Annotated in this window: 22 protein-coding genes; all 22 read left to right on the top strand. The window is 44.1% G+C overall.

Translation table 11 applies throughout. The annotated features are described in order from the left end of the window. Positions 1-105: 105 nt before the first annotated feature. The 22 genes from MK370_RS02535 (at position 106) to MK370_RS02430 (ending at position 25,239) form a co-directional block, all read left to right on the top strand. Positions 106-2,904, top strand: coding sequence for a glycoside hydrolase family 3 N-terminal domain-containing protein (locus MK370_RS02535; RefSeq protein ID WP_268684023.1), 2,799 nt, complete (start codon positions 106-108; stop codon positions 2,902-2,904). A 285-nt stretch (positions 2,905-3,189) separates the two neighbouring features. Continuing rightward, positions 3,190-5,151 (top strand): peptide ABC transporter substrate-binding protein, encoded by a 1,962-nt coding sequence (locus MK370_RS02530; RefSeq protein ID WP_268684022.1) that lies wholly within the window; start codon positions 3,190-3,192, stop codon positions 5,149-5,151. Positions 5,152-5,263: 112 nt separating this feature from the next. Then, positions 5,264-6,121 carry a GNAT family N-acetyltransferase gene (locus MK370_RS02525; RefSeq protein ID WP_268684021.1) on the top strand — a complete coding sequence of 286 codons (858 nt, stop codon included), beginning with the start codon at positions 5,264-5,266 and terminating at the stop codon, positions 6,119-6,121. A 119-nt stretch (positions 6,122-6,240) separates the two neighbouring features. Then, positions 6,241-7,143, top strand: coding sequence for a LysR family transcriptional regulator (locus MK370_RS02520; protein WP_268684020.1), 903 nt, complete (start codon positions 6,241-6,243; stop codon positions 7,141-7,143). A gap of 3 nt (positions 7,144-7,146) precedes the next feature. Then, positions 7,147-7,614, top strand: coding sequence for a signal peptidase II (gene lspA / locus MK370_RS02515; RefSeq protein ID WP_268684019.1), 468 nt, complete (start codon positions 7,147-7,149; stop codon positions 7,612-7,614). Continuing rightward, the gene (locus MK370_RS02510) at positions 7,598-8,494 is read left to right on the top strand and encodes an RluA family pseudouridine synthase (protein WP_268684018.1); all 897 of its coding nucleotides are present in this window, start codon (positions 7,598-7,600) and stop codon (positions 8,492-8,494) included. Before lspA ends, MK370_RS02510 begins: the two co-directional genes overlap by 17 nt. A gap of 132 nt (positions 8,495-8,626) precedes the next feature. After that, complete coding sequence (gene proB, locus MK370_RS02505) at positions 8,627-9,736, top strand: glutamate 5-kinase (protein ID WP_268684017.1); 1,110 nt, start codon at positions 8,627-8,629, stop codon at positions 9,734-9,736. 21 nt (positions 9,737-9,757) lie between these two features. After that, positions 9,758-11,020 carry a glutamate-5-semialdehyde dehydrogenase gene (locus tag MK370_RS02500; protein WP_268684016.1) on the top strand — a complete coding sequence of 421 codons (1,263 nt, stop codon included), beginning with the start codon at positions 9,758-9,760 and terminating at the stop codon, positions 11,018-11,020. Between the two features lie 2 nt (positions 11,021-11,022). Next, positions 11,023-11,826: a pyrroline-5-carboxylate reductase gene (proC, locus tag MK370_RS02495; RefSeq protein WP_268684462.1), complete on the top strand. Its 804-nt coding sequence runs from the start codon at positions 11,023-11,025 to the stop codon at positions 11,824-11,826. A gap of 138 nt (positions 11,827-11,964) precedes the next feature. Next, positions 11,965-13,095 (top strand): radical SAM family heme chaperone HemW, encoded by a 1,131-nt coding sequence (gene hemW, locus MK370_RS02490; protein ID WP_268684015.1) that lies wholly within the window; start codon positions 11,965-11,967, stop codon positions 13,093-13,095. A gap of 3 nt (positions 13,096-13,098) precedes the next feature. Then, a complete protein-coding gene (locus MK370_RS02485; RefSeq protein WP_268684014.1) occupies positions 13,099-13,839 on the top strand; it encodes an acyl-[acyl-carrier-protein] thioesterase in 741 nt (246 codons plus the stop codon). Positions 13,840-13,850: 11 nt separating this feature from the next. Continuing rightward, positions 13,851-14,621, top strand: coding sequence for a TIGR01457 family HAD-type hydrolase (locus MK370_RS02480; RefSeq protein WP_268684013.1), 771 nt, complete (start codon positions 13,851-13,853; stop codon positions 14,619-14,621). Next, positions 14,614-15,243 carry a TIGR01906 family membrane protein gene (locus tag MK370_RS02475; protein WP_268684012.1) on the top strand — a complete coding sequence of 210 codons (630 nt, stop codon included), beginning with the start codon at positions 14,614-14,616 and terminating at the stop codon, positions 15,241-15,243. Before MK370_RS02480 ends, MK370_RS02475 begins: the two co-directional genes overlap by 8 nt. 13 nt (positions 15,244-15,256) lie before the next feature. Next, entirely contained in the window at positions 15,257-16,240 is a 984-nt protein-coding gene (locus MK370_RS02470; RefSeq protein WP_268684011.1) for a CPBP family intramembrane glutamic endopeptidase, read from the top strand. Between the two features lie 169 nt (positions 16,241-16,409). Then, positions 16,410-17,153: a DeoR/GlpR family DNA-binding transcription regulator gene (locus tag MK370_RS02465; protein ID WP_268684010.1), complete on the top strand. Its 744-nt coding sequence runs from the start codon at positions 16,410-16,412 to the stop codon at positions 17,151-17,153. Further along, the gene (gene pfkB / locus MK370_RS02460; protein ID WP_268684009.1) at positions 17,150-18,061 is read left to right on the top strand and encodes a 1-phosphofructokinase; all 912 of its coding nucleotides are present in this window, start codon (positions 17,150-17,152) and stop codon (positions 18,059-18,061) included. Before MK370_RS02465 ends, pfkB begins: the two co-directional genes overlap by 4 nt. Beyond that, positions 18,058-20,019, top strand: coding sequence for a PTS fructose transporter subunit IIABC (locus MK370_RS02455; RefSeq protein ID WP_268684008.1), 1,962 nt, complete (start codon positions 18,058-18,060; stop codon positions 20,017-20,019). Before pfkB ends, MK370_RS02455 begins: the two co-directional genes overlap by 4 nt. A gap of 125 nt (positions 20,020-20,144) precedes the next feature. Continuing rightward, positions 20,145-20,519, top strand: a complete 375-nt coding sequence (locus MK370_RS02450; RefSeq protein WP_268684007.1) for a DUF1149 family protein — start codon at positions 20,145-20,147, stop codon at positions 20,517-20,519. Positions 20,520-20,521: 2 nt separating this feature from the next. After that, positions 20,522-21,370: a DegV family protein gene (locus MK370_RS02445; protein ID WP_268684006.1), complete on the top strand. Its 849-nt coding sequence runs from the start codon at positions 20,522-20,524 to the stop codon at positions 21,368-21,370. Positions 21,371-21,410: 40 nt separating this feature from the next. Then, on the top strand, positions 21,411-22,178 hold the full coding sequence (gene dapB / locus MK370_RS02440; RefSeq protein WP_002897644.1) for a 4-hydroxy-tetrahydrodipicolinate reductase: 768 nt from the start codon (positions 21,411-21,413) through the stop codon (positions 22,176-22,178). Further along, positions 22,175-23,374: a CCA tRNA nucleotidyltransferase gene (locus MK370_RS02435; protein ID WP_002897643.1), complete on the top strand. Its 1,200-nt coding sequence runs from the start codon at positions 22,175-22,177 to the stop codon at positions 23,372-23,374. Before dapB ends, MK370_RS02435 begins: the two co-directional genes overlap by 4 nt. Further along, complete coding sequence (locus tag MK370_RS02430; protein WP_268684005.1) at positions 23,371-25,239, top strand: ABC-F family ATP-binding cassette domain-containing protein; 1,869 nt, start codon at positions 23,371-23,373, stop codon at positions 25,237-25,239. The genes MK370_RS02435 and MK370_RS02430 overlap by 4 nt, the downstream gene beginning before the upstream one ends. Positions 25,240-25,264 lie beyond the last annotated feature (25 nt).

The raw sequence follows: 25,264 nt of genomic DNA, 5'->3' as shown, positions 1-25,264 counted from the left end.
AGAGATTGTATTACTAATTGGTGATAAAAACAAACAACAATTAGATAATATGTAAACGTTTACAAACATCGTTTTTTGTGCTATTATTATAGGGATGAAAGGAGAATGCCTATGATGAAAAGGTATAAATTGCTATTGGCGCTTGCCTTGTCATTACTAGTTTTTTGGCCATTGGGAGCCATAAAAGCAGATACGGCTAATCAGCCACCGGAATCTGCCAACCAGTATGAACAAGCAAGTGCTGCAGTCGTAACAGACTCTTCTGATAGTAGTGCAGAGGCTAGGGGTACACCAAGTCAGGATAGTCAGATTGTTACAAAAGCTCTGCCGGTCTCTGATGCTTCGGCAGTTGCAACTACTGAAACGGTTGCTTCAAGCCAAGCAGGCAATGCTGGTAATTTGGTAGAAGATACTGTCAAACCAGCGACAGCTCAGTCTGCAGAAGTTTCCTCTGCTACCAATCAGGCGCAGGGTCAGGCAGCAAGTGATGCCCCTTCGGCTTCTAAAAGAGTTCAGGAGCTTGTGGCAGATATGACACTTCGTCAGAAGATTACCCAAATGCTGATGCCGGACTTCAGAAAATGGCAGCAAGAGGGCCAAGCCTCCCAGTCAGATATGACGGAGCTTAATAAAGAAGTGGCAGAAGCGGTTGATAAATACGACTTTGGTGGTGTCATTCTTTTTGCTGAGAATGTGAAAGGGACTGCTCAAACCTTGGCCTTGACGCAGGCCTTGCAGCAAGCAGCTATTAGTAACCAAGCTAATAATGGCAAGTTGCCGCTTTTGCTCGCGATTGACCAAGAAGGTGGTATCGTCTATCGTTTAGGTAGCGGGACAGCTCTTCCTGGCAACATGGCGGTTGGCGCGACGCGAGACCCGGAATTGGCTAATCAAGCAGGTCAAATTATCGGACGGGAGCTATCGGCTCTAGGTTTGAATGTCAACTTTGCTCCTGTTTTTGATACAAATAACAATCCGCAGAATCCCGTTATTGGTTTGCGGTCCTTCTCTTCAGATCCTAAGGTGGTTGCCCGTTTGGGAACGGCTATGATGGAGGGGATTCAGAAATACAATGTCGCAGTAGCGGCTAAGCATTTTCCTGGGCATGGTGATACGGCGGTAGATTCTCACACTGGTCTGCCTCTGGTAGACAAGTCCTATGCGGAGCTCGAAGCGCTGGAGTTGCTTCCTTTCAAGGCTGCTATTGACAAAAATGCTGATATGCTGATGACCGCCCATATTCAATATCCTCAGATTGAAAAAGAAACGGTTATATCTAAGCAAACTGGAGAAACCATCTATATCCCTGCCACCTTGTCTGATGACATTATTACCGGTATTGTTCGCAAGAAATTTGGCTACAAAGGTGTAGTAGTATCTGATGCTATGGGCATGGATGCGATTGCCAAGAACTTTGGAGAATCTGAAGCAGCTATCATGGCAATCAAATCAGGTGTGGATATAGTCCTGATGCCAACCGTCTTACGGAGCAAGAGTGATTTAGCTAAAATCGATAAGATTATCAATGATATTGAGCTGGCGGTTCAGAGAGGCGATATTCCAGTCAGCAGATTGGATGAGTCTGTTACCCGCATCTTGAACTTAAAAGAAAAACGAGGTATTTTAGACTTTGACCCATCTGAGCGTACTCAAGCTAAGGCTGAAGCAACTGTTGGCTCAGAGTTAAACAGAGATACTGAACGTAAAATCGCTGCTAGTGCGGTGACGGTAGTTAAAAACGATGATACTATTTTGCCTTTTAAGGTCAAATCTGGCGACAAGATTTTGCTGTTAGCGGCTTATGACGATGAAGTGCCTGGGCTAGAGCTGGGTGTCAAGCGTCTGATAGCAGACGGAGTGATTCCAGCAGGCGTCACATACGAAGCGCTGAACTACAGCAAGACAACCAAGTTGGAAGATTTGAAAGGAAAGATTGACCAAGCGACACACCTTGTCCTGATTTCTGAAATTGGTCGTCAATCTCAACTAGCAAGTGATTTTTGGCTGACAAGAGTTCCGACAGAAGTTGTGGACTATGCAAATACAACTGGAAAACAGGCAGCTATCATGAGCATTTCCAAACCTTATGATGTAGCGAATTATCCTAATGCTAAGGCAATTGTAGCAGTTTATGGAAACAAGGGCATGGATCCGACTGAGTCTCTGAAGCCGGACAACGCCTTCGGTCCTAATATCCCAGCAGGTGTGGAAGTCATTTTCAATGGTCAAAAACATGTGGGGACGCTACCGGTAAATGTGCCGCGTATCAAGGATGGCATCATGTCTGAGACAGAGGTTGCCTATCCTATCGGGCATGGTCTCTTTTATACCGATCCAGTTAAGGATATCAAAGTCAATGTCCCTGCATCTGCTCAGCTAGATCAGCCTTTTACAGCTACGGTTACCCTGAGTGGACTAAACGGTCTAGAGAAAAATAACTATCGTCTTGCTCTTAAGATGGATAGTCAGCATTTTAGCGTCCTGCCAAGTCCAGATTATACCATCTCTGGTGATACTGTTCTAATTTCTAAAAAAGCCAACGATACTAATTCGGTTGAGATTGGCTTGAAAGGCATAGTAGAAGGACAGTTCAGTCCGGTACTTTCCCTAACCATGATTGACAATCAAGACAGAGAATTCAGCATGGGAGAAGGTTATTACAAGGAGCTTGTTCAGATTACTGAAGCTAGGCAGAGCATGGTTCCAGGTCAACAAAATCCTCCGCAGTTGAGTTTGAGTTCTGTTGAACCTGTAAGTTCTCGTCGGCAACTAAGTCAGCAGGCTGCACAGGTAAGCCAGCTTCCTAAAACAGGAGACAGCGGCAGTTTGTTCTTAGTCTCGCTGGGTGCCTTGTTCTTGTTTGGAGCTGTCTATCTGTATAGCTTATCATACCGAAAACTCTAAGAAATAAAAGAACGAGCAAGCATTGTTAAACTTCTAACAGTTCTAGTCATTCTTGATAAAATAACAAAAAGGAAGAATCCGAGACAACTTTACAGTAAAAGCGGATTCTTCCTTCTTTATTTAGAAATTTGCAGAAATACAGTAACGGAAAGCTTTGTGAGCTTTCTAAAAACATCCACCCTTAGATATTTTACTCAACTGTCATCGGTTTACTATTTACTTTTTATACGTTTTTTGGTATAATAGTTCATGTTATAAAATGTAACATCAAAGGAGGTTCTATCCATGAAAGCATCAAAATGGCTTATTGCGACTGGAGTTGCACTGAGTGCCGGGCTATTGCTGACGGCTTGTAGCCAGTCTTCATCTAGCACAAATAATTATACTTACGTTTATAGTTCAGACCCTGACAGCTTGAACTATCTTGCTACAAACCGTGCAACGACAAATGATGTCATTTCCAACCTGGTCGATGGACTTTTTGAAAATGACAAGTATGGGAACTTGGTTCCCTCTATCGCGAAGTCATGGACAGTTTCTAAGGACGGTCTGACCTATACTTATAAGCTGCGTGATGATGCTAGATGGTACACATCCGATGGTGAAGAATATGCAGAATTGAAGGCCCAGGACTTTGTGACTGGCTTGAAGTATGCAGCAGATGAAAATTCTGAAGCTATTTATCTAGTTCAGGATTCTGTGAAGGGCTTGGATGCTTATATCAAGGGGGAAGATAAGAATTTTGACAATGTTGGTGTCAAGGCTATTGATGACCATACCCTGCAATACACTCTGGCTCGCCCTGAGCCATATTGGAACTCTAAAACGACCAGCACGATTCTTTTCCCAGTCAATGAAGAGTTTCTGAAAGCAGAAGGAAGCAACTTTGGATCAGTCAAGCCATCTAGCATCCTCTATAATGGTCCTTACTTGCTTAAGTCTCTGACTTCTAAGTCTGTGATGGAATTTGTCAAGAACCAAAACTACTACGATAAAGATATTGTCACTCTGGATAGTATCAAGCTGACCTATTATGATGGAAATGATCAGGAAGCACTGATTCGTAACTTCAGCGATGGCGTTTATAGCACAGCTCGTCTCTATCCGAATAGCTCAGGCTTTGCTTCAGTCAAGAAGAAATATGCGGACAATATCGTATACAGCCCGCAGGATTCTACTTCTTATTACTATAATTTCAACTACAACCGTCAGTCCTACAATCATACTTCTAAAACAACAGACGCTCAAAAGTCTGCGACCAACGAAGCAATCATGAACAAAGACTTCCGTCAGGCTATCAACTTTGCTTTTGATCGTACATCTTATGGTGCGCAAGGGAATGGTGAAGACGGAGCGACTAAGGTCTTGAGAAATACCTTGGTACCGCCTAGCTTTGTCCAAATTGGCGACAAGGATTTTGGAACTGTTGTTGGGGAAAAATTAGTTAATTATGGCAGCCAATGGCAAGGAATTGACCTCTCTGACGCTCAAGATCCTTACTACAATCCTGAAAAAGCTAAGGCGAAATTTGCAGAAGCGAAGCAAGCCTTGCAGGCTAAGGGAGTTGAATTCCCAATTCACTTAGATATGCCAGTGGATCAGTCTAGTACGATTGGTGTTCAATGGGCTAGCTCAACCAAGCAGTCTATCGAATCGGCTCTTGGAGCGGAAAATGTCGTCATTGACCTGCAAAAGATGAGCACAGACGATCTTAATAATATCACCTATTTTGCTAACTCTGCTGCTCAAAAAGACTATGATATGTCTACTGGTGGTTGGACTGGTGACTATCAAGATCCATCTACCTACCTTGATACTCTCAATATCAAGAACGGCGGAAGCTTGCAAAACTTTGGTTTTGAACCAGGTCAAGACAATGATAAGATTAAAGAGTTAGGCTTGGATACTTATACTAAGATGCTGGAAGAAGCCAATGCTGAAACCAACGATGTGCAGCTGCGTTACGAAAAGTATGCAGAAGCGGAAGCTTGGTTGCTAGATAGCGGCTTGATTATCCCGACTGTTTCACAAGGTGCAACACCGTCGGTTACTAAATCAGTACCATTTACAAAGGCCTACTCACCAGTTGGTGTCAAAGGTTCAGCCTACAACTTCAAGCTGACCCAGCTTCAGAAGGATGTTGTAACGACCAAGGAATACGAAGCGGCTAAGAAAAAATGGAAAGAAGAAGCTACTGCGGCAAATAAAAAAGCCCAGGAAGAACTTGCTGACCACGTTGAAAAATAAAAAACGATTCACTTAGCGACATTGGGGCTGGATTTTTCCAGTCCCTTTTTGAATGGCTTGACTAAGGTTTTTGTAGTAAAATAGAAAGAAATACTGGAAGGAAGTGAGACGGATGCAGATAAGAATTTATAGTGCATTACCTGAGAAAGAAAAGCAGGAATTGTTTGAATTAATTCAAGAGTGTAATAAGGTGGACGGAGGATATAGACTGCCCTACCTGGATAATAATTATAATGCAGATCCTGAAATGCCAGCCTTCTTCTTGGCTGAGATGGATGGCCAGACCATCGGCTTTTTATCAGTCTACGCGGATGAACCTGGCCAAGCTGAGGTTTCTCTCTATGTTCTGCCGATGTATCGCCGTCAGGGTGTGGCTAATCTGCTTCTGGCTGCTTTTGCAAAAGTAGCTGATCAGTATGATTTGACCGAGATTGAGTATGTAGCGGAGCTGGTCTTTTTGAATGGTCATCCCGATTTTGCTAGGAGATTTGATTACCAAACAGATGAAGCGGAAATTTGGCTGGCACAGCCTGCTCAAGCTTTTCCTCTGGAAGAAAGAGAAGGGATTGAGGTTTTGCAGGGGAGTTTGGACTTGGCTGAAGAGATTGCAGCCTTTCAGTCCCAAGTCTTTGAGACACCGCTAGATGTTGCCTTGAAATACGCCAGAGAAGCCGTTAGCAGTGGTTCCAGTCTGCTTTACATCTTGAAGAAAGATGGTAGAGTTGTAGCTTCTGTGTCGGTTGATACGGATTTTGGCACTAATTATTTCTTTGGCTTGGCGGTTAATCAAGATTTTCAAGGGCAGGGGTTAGGAAGTTATCTCTTGCTTGCAAGTATGCAGGATTTGAATAAACTCAATGGACAGGAGTTTCAGATTGTCGTAGAAAAGCAGAATACCCGAGCTTTGAAACTTTATAAAAAGCTAGGCTTCAAAGAGATGACAGAGGTTGTCTATCTAAAAGAAAAATAGCAAATTTGTCTCAGATTACTCATTAACTTAAAAGGAGAAACTGGCTTCTTACAGTTGGTTTCTTTTGTTCTGCCTTGGTTTATGGTATAATGAGACGATATGTAAAGAAGGAAAATATTATGAATATTCAACAATTGCGTTATGTGGTCGCCATTGCTAACAGTGGGACTTTTCGAGAAGCTGCGGAAAAAATGTATGTCAGTCAGCCTAGTCTGTCTATCTCTGTCCGTGATCTGGAAAAAGAGCTGGGTTTCAAGATTTTTCGTCGGACCAGCAGCGGGACTTTTCTGACACGCCGAGGAATGGAGTTTTATGAAAAGGCTCAAGACTTGGTCAAGGGTTTTGATGTTTTTCAAAATCAATATGCTAATCCTGAAGAGGAGCGGGATGAGTTTTCTATTGCCAGCCAGCACTATGATTTTCTGCCACCTTTGATTACACAATTTTCTCAGACCTATCCAGAGTATAAGAATTTCCGAATTTTTGAGTCAACAACCGTGCAGATTTTGGACGAAGTAGCGCAGGGCCATAGTGAAATTGGCATTATCTACCTCAATAATCAAAATACCAAGGGGATTATGCAGCGGGTGGAAAAGCTAGGCTTGGAAGTAGTAGAGCTGATTCCTTTTCAGACCCACATTTACTTGCGGGAAGATCATCCTCTGACACAAAAGGAGGAGCTTGTCATGGAAGATTTGGCTGCTTTGCCGACTGTTCGCTTCACTCAGGAAAAGGACGAGTATCTCTATTATTCAGAGAACTTTGTCGATACCAGTGCCAGCTCCCAGATGTTTAATGTGACGGACCGGGCGACTTTGAATGGGATTTTGGAGCGAACTGATGCTTATGCGACTGGTTCTGGCTTTTTGGACAGCAACAGTGTGAATGGTATTACTGTCATCAAGCTCCGTGACAACTTGGACAACCACATGGTCTATGTCAAGCGTGAAGATGTAGAGCTGACTCAGGTCGGAGAAGACTTTGTATCGGTTATGAAAGAATATTTTGCACAGAAAAAATAAAGTATGAAAAGAAAAATTATTATTCCTTTTGCAGTCTTGGTTCTTATTGCTGTGGACCAGCTGGTCAAGTTATATATTGTCAGCGATTTTAAGCTAGGGCAGGTCAATAGTTTTATTCCGCATCTGGTGAGTCTGACCTATCTCCAGAATACAGGCGCAGCCTTCTCCATGCTGGAAAATCAGCAATGGCTCTTTACTTTGGTGACATTTTTGGTCATCGGCGGAGCTGTTTACTACCTCATCAAGCACCTCCATGCCTCAAAGTGGATGCTGACCGGGCTGACCTTGGTGATTGCTGGCGGTTTGGGGAACTTTATTGATCGGATTCGGCAAGGTTTTGTCGTGGACATGTTTCAGTTAGATTTTATCAATTTTGCTATTTTCAATGTGGCAGATATGTATCTGACCTTTGGTGTAGCTATTTTACTGTTGATGATTTTGAAGGAAGAAAAAGATGGAAGTAAAAATTGAGGCCTCAGCAGCTGGTCAGCGATTGGACAAGGCGATGGCAGAGCTGACGGACCTATCGCGGAGTTTGGCTAATGAGCAGATTAAGGACGGCCTGATTTTAGTCAATGGACAAGCCAAAAAAGCTAAATACGCTGTCAAAGAAGGCGATGTCATCTCCTATGAGCTGCCTGAGCCGGAAGTGGTTGAGTATGTGCCTGAGGATATTCCGCTAGAAATCGTCTACCAAGATGAGGATGTGGCAGTCGTCAATAAACCACAGGGAATGGTGGTCCATCCTTCTGCAGGCCATACAAGCGGTACGCTAGTCAACGCCCTTATGTACCACATCAAGGACCTCTCTGGCATCAACGGAGTTCTCCGGCCGGGCATTGTTCATCGAATTGACAAGGACACTTCAGGGCTTCTCATGATTGCTAAAAATGACCAAGCCCATGTGGCTCTGGCTGCTGAGCTCAAGGATAAGAAATCTCTACGCAAGTATTGGGCTATTGTTCATGGAAATCTGCCTAATGATCGTGGTGTGATTGAAACACCGATTGGCCGTAGTGAAAAAGATCGCAAGAAGCAGGCTGTGACAGCAAAAGGCAAGCCAGCTCTGACGCGTTTCCAAGTCTTGGAACGTTTTGGTGACTATACTTTAGTTGAGCTTCAGCTGGAAACAGGGCGTACTCATCAAATACGCGTTCACATGGCCTACATCGGACACCCTGTGGCTGGTGATGAGGTCTATGGGCCACGTAAGACCTTAAAAGGACATGGCCAATTTCTGCACGCGCGAACGTTGGGCTTTACCCATCCTCGAACTGGTGAAGTGCTGGAATTTACAGCTGAAGCACCAGCCATTTTTCAAGAAACTTTGGAAAAGCTACGACAAGGATAGCAAGTTCATTCATTATTAAAATACAAATTTTCCTCTGACCGCTTCAATTGCGGTCGTTTTTATTTTCCGTAAATCGTGGTATAATAAGACAATCTAGCAGTGTAAGACAATCTAGCAGTTAAGGAAAAGGAAATGAAAGCAAAGCGAATTGTATTTAAGGTGGGGACTTCGTCATTAACCAACGCAGATGGCAGTCTGTCACGCGCCAAGGTAAAGGAAATTACTCGGCAGTTGGCTCTCTTGCACGAGGCGGGACGTGAGTTGATATTGGTCTCATCAGGAGCTATTGCCGCAGGTTTTTCTTCTCTAGGCTTTAAAAAGCGACCGACCAAGGTAGCGGATAAACAAGCTTCAGCTGCAGTTGGACAAGGTTTGCTTTTGGAGGAATATACAAGCAATCTTCTTTTGAAGCAAATCATTTCTGCACAGATTCTTTTGACGCAGGATGATTTTGCAGATAAGCGACGTTACAAGAATGCCTATCAAGCCTTATCTGTCTTATTGAATCGCGGAGCTATTCCCATCATCAATGAAAATGACACGGTGGCTATTGAGGAGCTCAAAGTCGGGGATAATGATACACTGAGTGCGCAGGTAGCGGCTATGGTTCAGGCAGACCTCTTGGTGCTTCTGACAGATGTAGATGGACTCTACACGGCTAATCCCTCTACCAATCCAGATGCCCGCCGGCTTGAAAAGATTGAGAAGATCAGCTCTGAGTTGATTGATATGGCAGGAGGTGCAGGAACGAGCAATGGAACTGGCGGCATGCTGACAAAGATTAAAGCTGCAACACTGGCTACCATGTCTGGCGTCCCGGTTTATATCTGTTCCTCACTCAAGACGGATGCTCTGCTGGAAGCTGCGGAGGAAACCAAGGATGGCAGTCTCTTTTTGGCCGAGGAAAAGGGGCTAAAAACGCAGAAGCAATGGCTGGCTTTCTACGCTAAAAGTCAAGGGGAAATCTATGTTGACCAAGGAGCAGCCAACGCTCTCAGAAATAAGGGAAAAAGTTTGTTGGTGTCAGGTCTTGTATCTGTATCGGGTAGCTTTACCTATCAGGATACGGTGACCGTTTATGAAGAAGGCAGCAGAGCTATTCTTGGTAAAGGGCGCGTGCGTTTTGGCAAGTCAGCTCTTAAAGATATGCTCAAGTCCAATAAACCTAAAGGTGTTGTCATTCATCGGGATGACTGGCTTTCTCTGACACCGGAGTTGAATGATTTATTTGCAGTATTTTAGAAGACGAGGAAAGGAGAGGCTATGACCTCAACACAAGCAATTTTTGAAAAGGTTCAGAAAGTCAAGAAGACGATCAATACGGCCACAACAGCTGAGAAAAACCATGCTTTGGAAGAAATGGCAAAGCAGCTCTGGCTTTCTCGTGCTGATATTTTAGCGGCCAATGAATTGGATATGACCGCAGCAAAAGGTAGGATTTCAGATGTGATGCTGGATCGCATCTATCTGGACGAGGATCGGATTGCTGCTATGGCAGAGGGCATTCGCCAGCTGATTGACTTAGAGGATCCCGTAGGGCAAGTCTTGGAAAGAACCGAGCTTGATAACGGCCTTGTCATCAGTAAGAAGCGGGTGGCCATGGGCGTGATTGGGATTATCTACGAAAGCCGGCCTAATGTCACCTCTGACGCTGCTGCTCTAGCTCTAAAAAGTGGTAGCGCAGTCGTTCTCAGAAGTGGTAAGGATGCTTATCAGACAGCGCTAGCTATTGTCACAGCTTTGAAAGAAGGCTTGGCTCAGACGAGGATTTCGCCGGATTGTATCCAGATGGTTTCTGATACCAGCCGAGCTTCAGCTCAAGCTATGATGAAGGCCAAGGGCTATCTGGATTTGCTCATTCCTCGTGGAGGTGCGGGACTGATTCAGGCGGTTGTGGAGAATGCGACTGTGCCGGTTATTGAGACAGGTACTGGAATCGTCCATGTCTATGTAGATAAGGATGCTGATCAAGATAAGGCTTTGGCCATTATTGAGAATGCCAAGACCAGTCGCCCTTCTGTCTGCAATGCCATGGAGGTACTACTGGTTCATGAAGAGATTGCAGCAGAGTTTTTACCACGTTTGCAAAAGATGCTGGTGACAGATCGTGATGCTGCGCAAGAAAATTCTGTTGAATTACGTTTGGATGAGAAAGCAGCTCAGTATATCTCTGGCTCGCAAGCTAGATCGGAAGATTTTGATACGGAATTTTTGGACTATATCTTAGCGGTCAAGGTGGTTTCTTCGCTGGAAAAAGCGGTGGAGCATATTGAAGCTCACAGTACTCATCACTCGGACGCTATTGTGACAGAGAAGGCTGCAGCGGCAGCTTACTTTACAGAACAGGTGGATAGCGCAGCAGTTTATGTCAATGCCTCGACCCGCTTTACAGATGGCGGTCAATTTGGCCTTGGTTGTGAAATGGGGATTTCTACTCAAAAACTGCATGCCAGAGGTCCTATGGGGCTGAAAGAGCTGACCAGCTATAAATACGTCATCCAAGGAACTGGTCAAGTGAGGAAATAATGATGAAAATTGGATTTATCGGTCTGGGAAATATGGGCGGCAGTTTAGCCCGTCTAGTTGCCCAAGATGAAAGATACAGAAGCGATTTACTCCTGGCTAATCGCAGTCGTGACAAGGCTGAAAAGATTGCTGCGGAAGTTGGTGGCCTGCCGGTCAGTAATGCAGAAGTTTTTGCTCAGGCAGAGGTGATTTTTCTGGGAATCAAACCAGCTCAATTTGCTGACTTGCTGGCTGAGTATCAGGAAGTTCTAGAAAAACGGGATTCTCTGCTGCTGGTTTCAATGGCTGCGGGTCTGAGCTTGGAAATATTAGAAAAATTGACACCTAGCCACCATCGTTTGATTCGAATGATGCCTAATACTCCAGTAGCCGTAGGTGAGGGCGTTATTACCTATGCCTTATCCCAGCAGGCAAACCCAACGGATGAAGATTTGTTACAGGAGCTTTTGTCTTCGGCTGGTCTTTTGGTCAAACTAGAGGAAAAACAGCTGGATGCTTCCACGGCACTTGCTGGCTGTGGACCAGCTTTCGTCTATCTATTTATAGAGGCCTTAGCGGACGCTGGTGTCCGAGCAGGACTCAGTCGCGACATATCGCTTGAACTGGCCAATCAAACTCTCTTAGGCGCTGCCAAGCTAAGTCAGGTCAGTGGGCAACATCCGGCTCAACTCAAAGATCAGGTCTGCAGTCCGTCTGGTTCAACTATCGCCGGGGTAGCCAGTCTGGAAGAAAATGCCTTTCGGGGAACGGTCATGGATGCCGTTCAAGCTTCCTACAAGAGGACGCAGGAGTTGGGGAAGAAGTGATTTAGAACTTCAATTTTTTAGATTATAAGAAAGAGTGTGACTTGCGAGGACAATTTTTGTTTTTACAGGTTCACTCTTTTTTCCTTTGTTTAATAATCAAATAAGTCCTCTCTTTAAAACTGTGGTATAATAAGTACTATGCAAACCAAACCGACTTCTGCTTATGTGCACATTCCTTTTTGTACTCAGATTTGTTATTACTGCGATTTTTCCAAGGTTTTTATCAAAAACCAGCCTGTAGATTCTTATCTGGAGCATTTGATTGAGGAGTATCATTCGTACGATATCAAAAAGCTCCGTACCCTCTATATCGGTGGAGGGACTCCGACGGCTCTATCTGCGCCTCAATTAGCCTTTTTGCTGGAAAAGCTGACGGACAAGTTAGATTTATCTTATCTAGAAGAGCTGACCATTGAAGCCAATCCTGGGGATTTGGACAAGGAGAAGATTGCTGTACTTAAAGACTCGCCTGTCAATCGTGTTTCGCTGGGTGTACAGACTTTCAATGACCGCATGCTCAAGCAGATTGGCCGCAGTCACTTGGAAAAGGACATTTATGATAATATTGCCAATCTCAAAAAAGCGGGTTTTGATAATATCTCGATTGACCTGATTTATGCCCTGCCCAAGCAGACCATGGAAGATGTGAAAACCAATGTAGCCAAGGCTATTGCTCTGGACATTCCCCACATGAGTTTGTACAGCTTGATTTTGGAAAATCATACGGTCTTCATGAATCGGATGCGGCGAGGGAAACTGCCTCTGCCCAAGGAAGATTTGGAAGCGGAGATGTTTGACTACATTATAGCTGAGCTCGAAAAGGCCGGCTTTGAGCATTATGAGATTTCAAACTTTTCCAAGCCAGGCTTTGAGAGCCGTCACAACCTCATGTACTGGGACAATGCGGAATATTATGGTATTGGAGCGGGAGCGTCTGGCTATGTCAATGGTGTTCGCTATAAAAACCACGGCCCCATTCGTCATTATCTGCAGGCGGTGGAAGCAGGCAATGCCCGTGTGCAGGAAGAAGTGCTGACGCTGAAAGAAAAGATGGAAGAAGAAATGTTTCTAGGATTGCGCAAGAAATCAGGCGTGTCTAAAAAACGTTTTGAGGAAAAATTCGGTCTTTCCTTTGAAGATCAGTACGGAGCTGTCGCGGCTGAACTGACTGAGCAGGGCTTGCTAGTACCAGACAGAGATATCGTGCGCATGACCAAACAAGGCCTCTTTTTGGGCGATACGGTTGCTGAGAAATTTATATTGGAGTAAATCATGGGCTTAACTTATCAAATGAAAATGAAAATTCCTTTTGATATGGCGGATATGAATGGCCATATCAAGCTACCAGATGTCATCCTGCTGTCCTTGCAGGTATCGGGCATGCAGTCGATTGAGCTTGGTGTCAGCGACAAGGATATGCTGGAGCAGTATAACTTAGTCTGGATTATCACGGACTATGATATTGATGTTACACGTCTGCCACGATTTGCCGAGGAAATTACCATTGAAACAGAAGCTTTGACCTACAATAGGCTCTTTTGCCACCGTCGCTTCACAATCTTTGATGAAGCAGGCGAAGCCATTATCAAGATGTTGGCAACCTTTGTTCTTATGGATCGAGATAGCCGCAAGGTTCGTGCCGTTGATCCGGAGATTGTAGCGCCATATCAATCTGAGTTTTCCAAGAAATTACTGCGCGGTCCTAAGTATCCAGACTTGGAAAATCCTGTCAGCAAGGACTACCATGTACGCTTTTACGACTTGGATATGAACGGGCATGTCAATAATAGCAAGTATCTGGACTGGATCTTTGAGGTCATGGGTGCAGACTTCCTCACCCAGCACATTCCCAAGAAAGTCCATCTTAAGTATGTCAAGGAAGTTCGACCGGGTGGCATGATTGCTTCTAGCTACGACCTAGAAGGTCTGCAGAGCAATCACCAGATTTCCAGTGACGGCGAAGTCAATGCCCAGGCTTTAGTGACATGGCAAGAGTTTAAACAAGAGAATTAGGAAGAGCAGACATGACTTATAAAGGATATTTGATTGATTTAGACGGGACGATTTATAAGGGCAAGAGCAGGATTCCAGCTGGTGAAGCTTTTGTGCATGACTTGCAGAAGCGTAAGATTCCCTACCTTTTCGTGACCAATAATACCACACGCACGCCAGAAGCAGTGCAAACCATGCTGGCTGAAAATTTCAATATTGAGACGCCGCTTGAGACAATTTACACAGCGACTCTAGCTACCATTGATTATATGCAGGAGAAAAATCTGGGCAAGAAAGCTTACGTTATCGGTGATGTGGGGCTTAAACACGCTATTGAAGAATCTGGCTATACAGAAGACACAGAAAATCCTGACTATGTGGTTGTGGGGCTGGACTGGGAAGTGGACTATGAGAAGCTGACAATAGCGACTCTGGCCATTCACAAAGGTGCTCACTTTATCGGGACCAATCCTGATCTCAATATTCCGACGGAGCGAGGTCTGCAGCCGGGAGCGGGTGCTATCAACGCCCTTTTGGAAGCAGCCACTCGGGTTGAGCCCACCTTTATCGGCAAGCCAAATGCCATCATCATGGAAAAAGCCATAGAGCATCTAGGACTGGCGCGTGAAGAAGTGGTCATGGTGGGTGATAACTATCTGACAGATATTCGAGCGGGAATTGACAACGGCATTCCAACCCTCTTGGTTACAACAGGTTTTACCCTGCCAGAAGAGGTGCCCAATCTGCCTATCCAACCGACGCATGTCTTGTCCAGTCTAGCGGAGTGGGACTTCGATGCGTGATAAATTGAGATTTTCAGCAAGCGTCTTGTGCTTGCTGGCAACAGTGATATTGCTAACTATTTATCTGGCTTGGTTCTTATACCCGATGGAGATTTCTTATTTCAACCTACCAGATAAAGTTTATTTAAAATCAGAGACCATCCAGTATAATTTTAATATTTTGATGAATTACCTGACCAATCCTTTTAGTCAGAAACTGGCGATGCCGGATTTTCACTCGTCGGCAGCTGGACTGCATCATTTTCAGGCGGTCAAGTATCTTTTTCACTTGGCGCAAGCTATTTTTTTAGTTACTCTGCCGGCTTTGATCTTCTTTATCAAAAAAGTGGTTAAAAAGGGATTTTTAGGTCTCTACAGACGGGCTTTTCTAGTGATCAGTATATTGCCGCTTGTTCTAGCTGGACTGGCCATTCTGATCGGTTTTAACAATTTTTTTACACTCTTTCATCAAGTTCTCTTTGCAGGAGACAATACCTGGATGTTTGACCCAGCCAAGGATCCAGTCATTTGGATTCTGCCAGAAGAATTTTTCATGCACGCCTTTATTCTTTTTGCCTTGCTTTATGAGGGAATCTTTTTGACCTTGTATTTCCTGAGCAGAAGGGGTAAAGAGCAAACTTAATATAGGAGATTTTATGTATTATATACCCGAACCTTTAAATCCTAAAAAAGATCTAGGACGATTTTCAGCGACCTGCTTTACTTATTTATGGGTTATGCTTGGTTCTGTTTTCATTTATGCATTTGTGGCTTTTTTCGTTATCATGCCTGGTCAAGGCATGGATATTCAAAAAACGCAAGACATTGTCACCAAATTCATGGAAAAGGACGGTGGAGCCTATATTCTAGCTTCCTGTCTTGGTGTTCTTACTTTTACAGTGTCTCGAGGAAAGCAGCTCTTCAAATATGACCTTCGTCGCAAAGGACGGAAGATGACTCCTAAAGTTTTCTTTTACATGATTTGCTTCCTTTTATTCGCCCAAATGTTTACAGCTGTTGTCAATCAGATCATGCAGGCTATCATGCAACTCTTCAATCTAGATCTATCTAGTATGGAATCAGGGAGCGGCGGGTCTGAGACACTGACTATGCTGATTTATTCATCTTTGATGGCTCCAGTTACAGAGGAAATTATTTTCAGAGGTGCTGGTTTGCGAGCGTTAGAGAAGCATGGAAAGGTTTTTGCCATTCTTCTGACTTCGATTTTATTTGGCCTTTTTCACGAAAACCTATATCAGCTTTATTTTGCTAGTTTGATTGGTTTAGGTTTTGGCTATATCGCTTTTGAGTATTCGATTATCTGGTCTATCATTTTTCATGCTCTCAATAACTTTGTCATAGCAGAAGGTATAGCTTTTCTTTCAAAAAAAGCTCCAGAGCCTATAGTTAACATCTTTTTTTACGGCCTATTAATTGCTGGCAGCACAGTATTTCTTTTGCTCTTAATCTTGAAATGGCCAAAATTTAAGGAATACATTGATGCTAATCGTTCGCTCCCAGGGACCTACCGACAGGCTTTTAAATCAGTCTGGTTCTGGGTTCTGGTTGTGTTTACTTTTCTTGGAACCTTTCTGCCTGTTATGGCAGCCTATCTTGTATCCTTGATCAATAAAAGCTAATTGCCTTTTATTTGGCAGCTATGCAACGATATGAAAGGAGTTGGATATAGTCCAGCTCTTTTTTGTTCGGTAAAAAGATAGAAAATGAAAGATTTTGATAGAAAGTGCTTGACATTGAAAAATAAAGAGGTATAATAATAATCGTAAACGATTCCAAAGGAGGTGCTTTATGTTGAAGTCGGAAAGAAAGCAGGTTATTCTAGAGACAGTCATAAGAGAAAAATTTGTTTCTTTAGACTATCTAGTACATGCTTTAAACACTTCAGAATCAACTATCAGAAGAGATTTGGATGAACTGGAGAGCGAGCATAAACTGCGACGAGTTCATGGTGGAGCTGAAAGCTTTCATTTTCTGCAGGAAGAGGAGAGCAATCAGGAAAAATCTATCAGAAGCATTCAAGAAAAGACAGCTATTGCAAAGATGGCAGCAAGCTTGATTCAAGAGCATGATGTGATTTTTATTGATGCGGGGACAACCAATGAGCTTTTAGTCAATGAGCTGCATGATCCAAGAGTGACAGTCGTCACCAACTCCATTCACCATGCGACCAAGTTGGTAGAGCGCAATATCCCGACGGTTATTATCGGCGGAAAGGTCAAGCGCTCAACGGATGCCAGCATTGGCGGTGTTGCCCTAAATCAAATCGGTCAGTTGAATTTCGATAAGGCCTTTATTGGAATGAATGGCATTGACGATGGGTTCTTTACCACTCCAGATATGGAGGAAGGAGCTGTTAAAAGAGCGATTTTGGAGAACGCTAAGAAGACTTATGTCTTGGCTGATCTTTCTAAACTAGGTCAGACGTCCTTTGTCAAGGTTGCTCCTCTCGCCAAAGCAAGCATTATTACTAATCAAAATGAATCAGAAGTGATTCAAGCGCTCAAAGAAAAAACGGAGGTGATTGAAGTATGATTTATACTGTCACACTAAACCCTTCCATCGACTATATTGTCCGTCTGGACAAGGTCCTTATAGGAAGCGTCAATCGGATGGACAGTGACGACAAATTCTCTGGCGGAAAAGGAATCAACGTTAGCCGAGTTCTCAAACGTCTAGGTATTGAGAATAAAGCGACTGGCTTTATCGGTGGTTTTACTGGCAAGTTCATCACAGATACTCTGAAAGAGGAAGGGATTTCCAGCCATTTCGTAGAGGTTGAGCAGGATACTCGTATCAATGTCAAGATTAAAGCAGATGCTGAGACAGAGATTAACGGACCAGGTCCAGAAATTTCTCATCAGAAACTAGAAGAACTGGAGTCATTTCTTTCTTCTCTGACTTCAGAAGATACAGTGGTTTTCGCTGGCAGCAGTCCTAAAAATCTAGGAAATGTTGTCTACAAGGAGCTGATTGGCTTAACCAGAAAGACGGGAGCACAAGTCGTCTGCGACTTTGAAGGTCAGACGCTGCTGGATTCTTTAGAGTTTGAGCCGCTCTTGGTCAAACCTAACAATCACGAGCTAGGTGATATTTTCGGAGTCAAGCTCGAAAGTTTGGATCAGATTGAGAGTTATGCCCGTCAAATCTTAGACAAGGGTGCCCAGCATGTGATTATTTCCATGGCTGGTGACGGTGCCTTGCTGGTAACTCAAGAGGGTGCTTACTTCGCCAAACCTATCAAGGGCAATGTTAAAAATTCTGTAGGTGCTGGCGACTCTATGGTGGCTGGATTTACCGGAGAGTTTGTCCTCTCTGGCGATGTTATTCAAGCTTTCAAATGGGGAGTGGCCTGCGGAACGGCAACCACCTTCTCAGACGATTTGTCAACAGCTGAGTATATAAAAGAAATCTATGAAAAAGTAGAGGTAGAAAAAATATGAAAATTCAAGACTTACTAAGAAAAGACGTGATGTTGCTGGACTTGCAGGCAACAGAGAAAAAAGCCGTTATCGAAGAAATGATTCAAAGACTAGTGGATCATGGCTATGTGACAGATTTCGAGATTTTCAAAGAAGGGATTTTGGCTCGTGAAGCCTTGACTTCTACTGGTCTAGGTGACGGAATCGCTATGCCCCACAGCAAAAATACTGCAGTGAAAGAAGCGACGGTTCTTTTTGCCAAGTCAAATAAAGGCGTAGATTATGAAAGTTTGGATGGCCAGCCAACTGATCTTTTCTTCATGATTGCAGCTCCAGAAGGTGCTAACGATACTCACTTGGCTGCCTTAGCTGAATTGTCTCAATACCTTATGAAGGATGGTTTTGCGGATAAATTGCGACAAGTGACATCACCTAATCAAGTGATTGAGCTCTTTAACCAAGCTTCAGAAAAAGCAGAAGAACCTGCTGTTGTTGAACCTGCTAATGATGGCGGGGACTTCCTTGTAGCTGTAACAGCTTGTACGACAGGAATTGCACATACCTACATGGCTCAAGAGGCTTTGCAGAAGGTCGCAGCTGAAATGGGTGTCGGCATCAAGGTTGAAACCAATGGTGCCAGCGGTGTTGGAAACAAGCTGACAGCAGAAGATATCAAAAATGCCAAGGCTGTTATCATCGCAGCTGATAAGGCCGTAGAGATGAATCGCTTTGACGGCAAGCCGTTGATCAATCGTCCAGTTGCAGACGGTATTCGTAAGACTGAAGAACTGATTAATCTGGCTCTTTCAGGAAATGCTGAGATTTACAAGGCTGCTAATGGCGACGGTACTGCAGAATCAAGCAATGAAAAACTTAGTCTGGGCGGCGCTTTTTACAAACACTTGATGAGCGGTGTTTCCCAAATGTTGCCATTCGTTATTGGTGGCGGTATTATGATTGCCATTGCTTTCTTACTGGATCAGATCTTAGGTGTACCAAAGGAACAGCTTTCTAATCTGGGGAGTTATCATGAGATTGCAGCGCAGTTTAAAGCAATTGGTGGAGCAGCTTTTGGTTTCATGTTGCCGGTATTAGCTGGTTATATCGCTTACTCAATCGCTGAAAAGCCAGGTCTAGTTTCTGGTTTCGTAGCTGGTGCCATTGCAAGCAGCGGTGCATCATTTGGCGCTGTTGCCTATGCTGAAGGCGGTCAGAAGACTCTTGAATTAACTGGTGTATCATCTGGTTTCCTTGGTGCTTTGGTAGGAGGATTCTTAGCCGGTGGTGTTATTCTGGTTCTTCGCAAGCTTCTTGCAGGTCTGCCTCGCTCACTTGAAGGTATCCGTTCAATCTTGCTCTTGCCTCTTCTGGGTGTTCTTGTGACTGGATTTGTAATGTTGGCGATTAATATTCCAATGTCAGCAATCAATACAGCCCTGAATGATTTCTTGGCAAGTCTGAGCGGAAGCTCTGCTGTCCTCCTTGGTCTCTTAGTCGGTGGTATGATGGCTGTCGATATGGGTGGGCCAGTTAATAAGGCCGCTTACGTATTTGGTACTAGTACACTGGCAAGCACTGTTTCAACTGGTGGTTCTCCTGTTATGGCAGCGGTAATGGCAGCTGGTATGGTTCCGCCTTTGGCAGTATTTATTGCGACTCTTTTGTTCAAACATAAATTCACTGAAGAAGAACGCGATTCAGGTTTGACCAACATTGTCATGGGTCTGTCTTTCATCACAGAAGGAGCTATCCCGTTTGGAGCTGCTGACCCAGCCCGTGCTATTCCAAGCTTTATCGTAGGTTCAGCTCTTACAGGTGCTCTTGTAGGATTGTCTGGTATCAAGCTCATGGCTCCTCACGGAGGAATCTTCGTTATCGGTTTGACAAACAATCCAATCCTTTACTTGGTATATGTATTGATTGGTGCAGTAGTCAGCGGTATTATCTTTGGTTACCTGCGCAAACCACTTAAAAAATAATATTTAAAGAATCTCGCTTGTCAGTGAGATTCTTTTTTGTGTTTTCTGGCCTGTAAATTTTAGCATGGAAACTTCGCTCGATATATGGTATAATGGGCCTATCGCATATTTTTAGGAGAATAAAAATGAACATACAGCGCGAAAAAGAATTTGTTAGTCAGTACCATTTTGACGCCCGAAATTTTGAGTGGGAAAAAGAAAATGGAACACCTGAAACCAAGGTTGATGTGAATTTCCAATTGGTCAAAAGAGATGTCGAAGCCCACACAACTTCATTGATTGTGATTGTGACCTTTATGATTGTTTTTGAGAATTTTGTTATCAGCGGAACTATTTCACAAGCTAACCATATTCACGGTCGTCTTATTGAGGAACCGAGTGAATTTGACCACGATGAAGTAGAAGAGCTTGCTCGGCCTTGCTTAACCATGCTCAACCGCTTGACTTATGAAGTGACAGAAATTGCTCTGGATTTGCCAGGCATTAATTTGGAGTTTTAATCATGAAGTTAGCGGTTATCACAGATTCATCGGCCTATCTGCCGGCTTCGCTGCTGGAGAATGAAAATCTTTTTGTCTTGGATATTCCAGTCGTGATTGCAGGTGAGACTTATGTCGAAGGCAGAAACTTAACAGCTAGTGAATTTTATGAAAAAATGGCTCAGTCAGATGAATTGCCCAAGACCAGTCAGCCTAGCATTGCTGAGTTAGAAGAGATTCTCACTATTCTAGACGGAAAGAACTATACCCATGTTCTGGGGCTCTTTCTATCTAGCGGTATTTCTGGTTTTTACCAAAATATTCAGTATCTGAAAGATGAGTTTCGTGGTTTGAAAATTGCCTTTCTGGATTCTAAGATTACTAGCGCTCCGCTCGGTATCATGGTCCAATCAGCTCTAGAGTGGGCAGCACAAGACTTGGAATTTGAAGCAATTTTAGACAATGTCCAGAAGCAGATAGATGGCACCAGCGCTTTTATCATGGTGGACGATTTGGACCACTTGGTCAAAGGAGGACGCCTTTCTAACGGTGCTGCTATTCTGGGAAATCTGCTGAGTATCAAGCCTATTCTGTATTTTAACGATCATGGTGTAATAGAAGTTTTTGAAAAGATTCGGACGGAGAAGAAAGCTATCAAGCGTATGCTGGAACTTGTCCGAGAAAGAACATCAGGCGGTGCTTATCAGATTATGGTTATCCATGGCAATACGCCAAAAAAAGCAGCCGAGCTTCAGAAAAATCTGCTAGACAGCGGTATTGCTAGTGAAGTTCCTATCGCAACCTTTGGCAGTGTCATTGGAACGCATCTAGGCAAGGGGAGCGTTGCACTTGCTTATATTCCTGTGATTTGATTGTCTGAATATCTGAGCTTGTCTCTGTAAGGAGGAAAACATGAGTATCAAAGTTATTATTGCTGGTTTTAAAGGGAAAATGGGTCAAGCAGCCTATAAAATGGTAACAGAAGATTCTGAACTAGAATTAGTTGGACTGCTGGATCCCTTTACGGATGAAAAAGAAGTGGCTGGTGTTCCCGTCTTCAATGCCAAGGAAGAATTGGCTGGACTGGAAGCCCATGTCTGGGTTGATTTTACAACCCCAAAAGTAGCTTATGACAATACTCGCTTCGCCCTAGAACAGGGATTTTGCCCAGTGGTCGGAACTACAGGTTTTACTCCTGAGCAGTTGGAAGAGTTAATCACACTGTCTAGGGAAAAGAAGCTGGGTGGATTGATTGCTCCAAACTTTGCTTTGGGGGCTGTTTTACTAATGCAGTTTGCAGCTCAGGCAGCTAAGTATTTTGCAAATGTAGAAATTATCGAGTTGCATCATGATCAGAAAAAGGATGCTCCGAGTGGGACGGCTATCAAGACAGCCGAGCTCATCAGTCAAGTCAGACCAAGCAAGCAGCAGGGAGCTGCTGATGAGGAAGAGTCTATAGTTGGCGCCCGCGGAGCTGATTTCGATGGCATGCGTATTCATTCGGTCCGCTTGCCAGGTTTGGTTGCCCATCAAGAAGTAATCTTCGGCAGCCAGGGAGAGGGATTGACCATGCGACATGATTCCTATGACCGTGCTTCCTTTATGACAGGGGTTAATCTTGCCATTAAAGAAGTTGTCAAACGCTCAGAATTAGTCTATGGATTGGAACATTTACTATGAGATTAGAAACTCTGCCTTCTGAATTTCAGGAGGCTTTGCCAGTATTAGAGAAGATAAAAGCGGCTGGCTTTGAAGCTTATTTTGTTGGGGGCTCTGTTCGAGATGCCCTTTTGCAGCGACCTATTCACGATGTGGATATCGCTAGCTCCAGCTATCCTGAGGAAACCAAGCGTATCTTTGACCGGACAGTTGATGTGGGGATTGAGCATGGAACTGTCTTGGTTCTGGAAAATAACCGTGAATATGAAGTGACAACTTTCCGGACCGAGGATGTCTATGTGGACTACCGCAGGCCCAGCAAGGTTTCTTTTGTGCGCTCGTTGGAAGAAGATCTCAAGCGGCGCGATTTCACCATCAATGCTCTAGCATTGGATGAAAACGGCCAAGTTATTGATCTTTTCCAAGGCTTGGATGACTTGGAAAATCAGATTTTGCGGGCAGTTGGAACTGCTGCAGAGCGTTTTAATGAAGATGCTCTCCGTATCATGCGGGGTTTTCGTTTTCAGGCTGCCTTAGATTTTGATCTGGAGCAAGATACTTTCGTAGCTATGAAGGATTGTGCTCCCTTGTTGGAAAAAATTTCAGTTGAACGAATTTTTATCGAGTTTGACAAGCTCTTGCTGGCTCCGTTTTGGCGCAAGGGTTTAGAGGCACTCTTGACAAGCGGTGCCATAGAATTTTTGCCAGATTTGAAGGGAAGCAGAGCTAAGTTAGAACGGCTCTTTGACTTGGCTTCAGATTTTTTCTTTTCAGCATCCGAGCAAGCTTGGGCAGCACTTTTATTGGCTTTGGATGTGCAAAATGTTAAAGACTTTCTAAAAAAATGGAAGACTTCTCGTGAATTTGCTAATAAAGTACAAGATTTAGTTGAGATTGCGGCCATTCGCTCAGAACGAGACTTGACCAAGCGAGACTGCTATGACTATGATATTGACTTATTGCTACAAGCAGAGGAGCTTCGACAGGCGCAAGGTTTGGCAGTTGATTTCTCCGCAATTCAGAATCTTGATGCCAGTCTGACTATTCATAACAAACAGGAAATGGTGGTCAATGGCGGCATGCTGATGCAGGTGTTCGGCTTTGAGCCAGGACCAAAACTTGGTCAAATTCTAAAAGAGTTGGAATACGCTATTGTAGATGGCCGCTTGCCTAATGAGCTAGAGGCTATTTACGCCTATATCGAGGAGAAGAAATGAGCGATTTTATCGTTGACAAGCTAACCAAATCAGTAGGAGATAAAACTGTTTTTCGGGATATTTCCTTTATCATTCATGACCTAGACCGGATTGGTCTGATTGGTGTCAATGGAACAGGTAAGACAACGCTGCTGGATGTGTTGTCGGGCAAGTCGCGCTTTGACGGCGATGTCAGCCCTTTTTCTGCTAAGACGGGCTATAAAATTACTTATCTGACTCAGGAGCCTGATTTTGATGAGGAGCAGACGGTGCTTGACACCGTTTTATCCAGTGATTTACGGGAAATGCAGTTGATTCGAGAGTATGAGCTGCTCCTGACGGCTTATGATGAAAGTCAGCAGTCTAGACTAGAAGCAGTTATGGCCGAGATGGACTCGCTCCATGCTTGGGAAATCGAAAGTCAGGTCAAGACGGTTCTGTCCAAGCTTGGTCTGACTAATCTGTCTCTCAAGGTTGGTCAGTTATCAGGAGGCCTTCGCCGCCGAGTGCAGCTGGCCCAGGTTCTCTTAGGTGATGCCGATTTGCTCTTGCTGGACGAGCCGACCAACCACCTAGATATTGATACCATTGAATGGCTGACGCATTTCTTGAAAAATTCAAAGAAGACCGTCCTTTTCATCACCCATGATCGCTATTTCTTGGATAATATTTCGACACGGATTTTTGAGCTGGATGGCGGTCGCTTGATTGAATACCAGGGAAATTATCAAGATTATGTCCGTCTCAAGGCAGATCAGGATGAGCGAGATGCAGCCTTGCTTCATAAGAAGCAGCAGCTATACAAGCAGGAGTTGTCCTGGATGAGACGGCAGCCTCAGGCTCGGGCAACCAAGCAACAGGCTCGGATCAATCGTTTTCATGACCTCAAGAAAGATTTGGCAGACCAGACGATTGACAGTAATCTGGAAATGAACTTTGAAACCAGCCGTATCGGTAAGAAGGTCATCGAGTTTCAAAATGTAGACTTTGCTTATGACCAGAAGACTATTCTCTCTCAATTTAGTCTTTTAATCCAGAACAAGGACCGCATAGGCATCGTCGGAGATAACGGTGTCGGCAAGTCAACCTTGCTCAATCTGATTGCCGGTAAACTTCAGCCTCGGGCTGGTCAGCTCATTATCGGAGAGACAGTTCGTGTGGCCTATTTCTCTCAGCAGATCGAGGGTTTGGATGAGTCTAAGCGGGTCATCAATTACCTGCAAGAAGTGGCTGAGGAGGTCAATATAGGCAGTGGAACGACTTCCATTGCAGAACTCTTGGAGCAGTTTCTCTTCCCTCGATCTACTCATGGGACTTTGATTGAAAAGCTATCTGGTGGAGAGAAAAAACGCCTTTATCTGCTCAAGCTTCTCTTGGAAAAGCCCAATGTCTTGCTTCTTGACGAGCCGACCAATGATTTGGATATTGCAACTCTGACGGTCTTGGAGAATTTTTTGCAGGGCTTTGCCGGGCCAGTTATTACAGTCAGCCATGACCGATATTTTCTAGACAAGGTAGCCAGCAAGATTTTGGCTTTTGAGGATGGAAGTATCAGAGAGTTTTTCGGAAATTACACAGATTACATAGATGAAAAAGCCTTTCTGGCTGAAAGCTCTGCCATTTCCCAAAAGACTGAAAAGGAAAAATCAACCAAAGTGCGTGAGGAAAAAAAGCGCATGTCCTACTTTGAAAAGCAGGAGTGGGAGACTATCGAAGCTGATATCGAGGCGCTGGAAGAGCGGATTTCTGAGATTGAAGCGGCCATGCAGGAGAATGGCTCTGACTTTGCTCGACTGTCTCAACTCCAGCAAGAACTGGATGAGCAGAACGAAAAACTGCTGGAAAAATACGAGCGCTATGAATATCTGACCGGGTTAGATGGATGAAAGAAGAAGTGTTTAGGCAGAAATC

Origin of the sequence: Streptococcus sanguinis, from assembly GCF_026781265.1 — a bacterium.
Taxonomy (GTDB): Bacteria; Bacillota; Bacilli; order Lactobacillales; family Streptococcaceae; genus Streptococcus; species Streptococcus sanguinis_T.
Note: the sequence above shows the minus strand (reverse complement) of the source record. Positions and strands in the feature narration are given on the sequence as shown.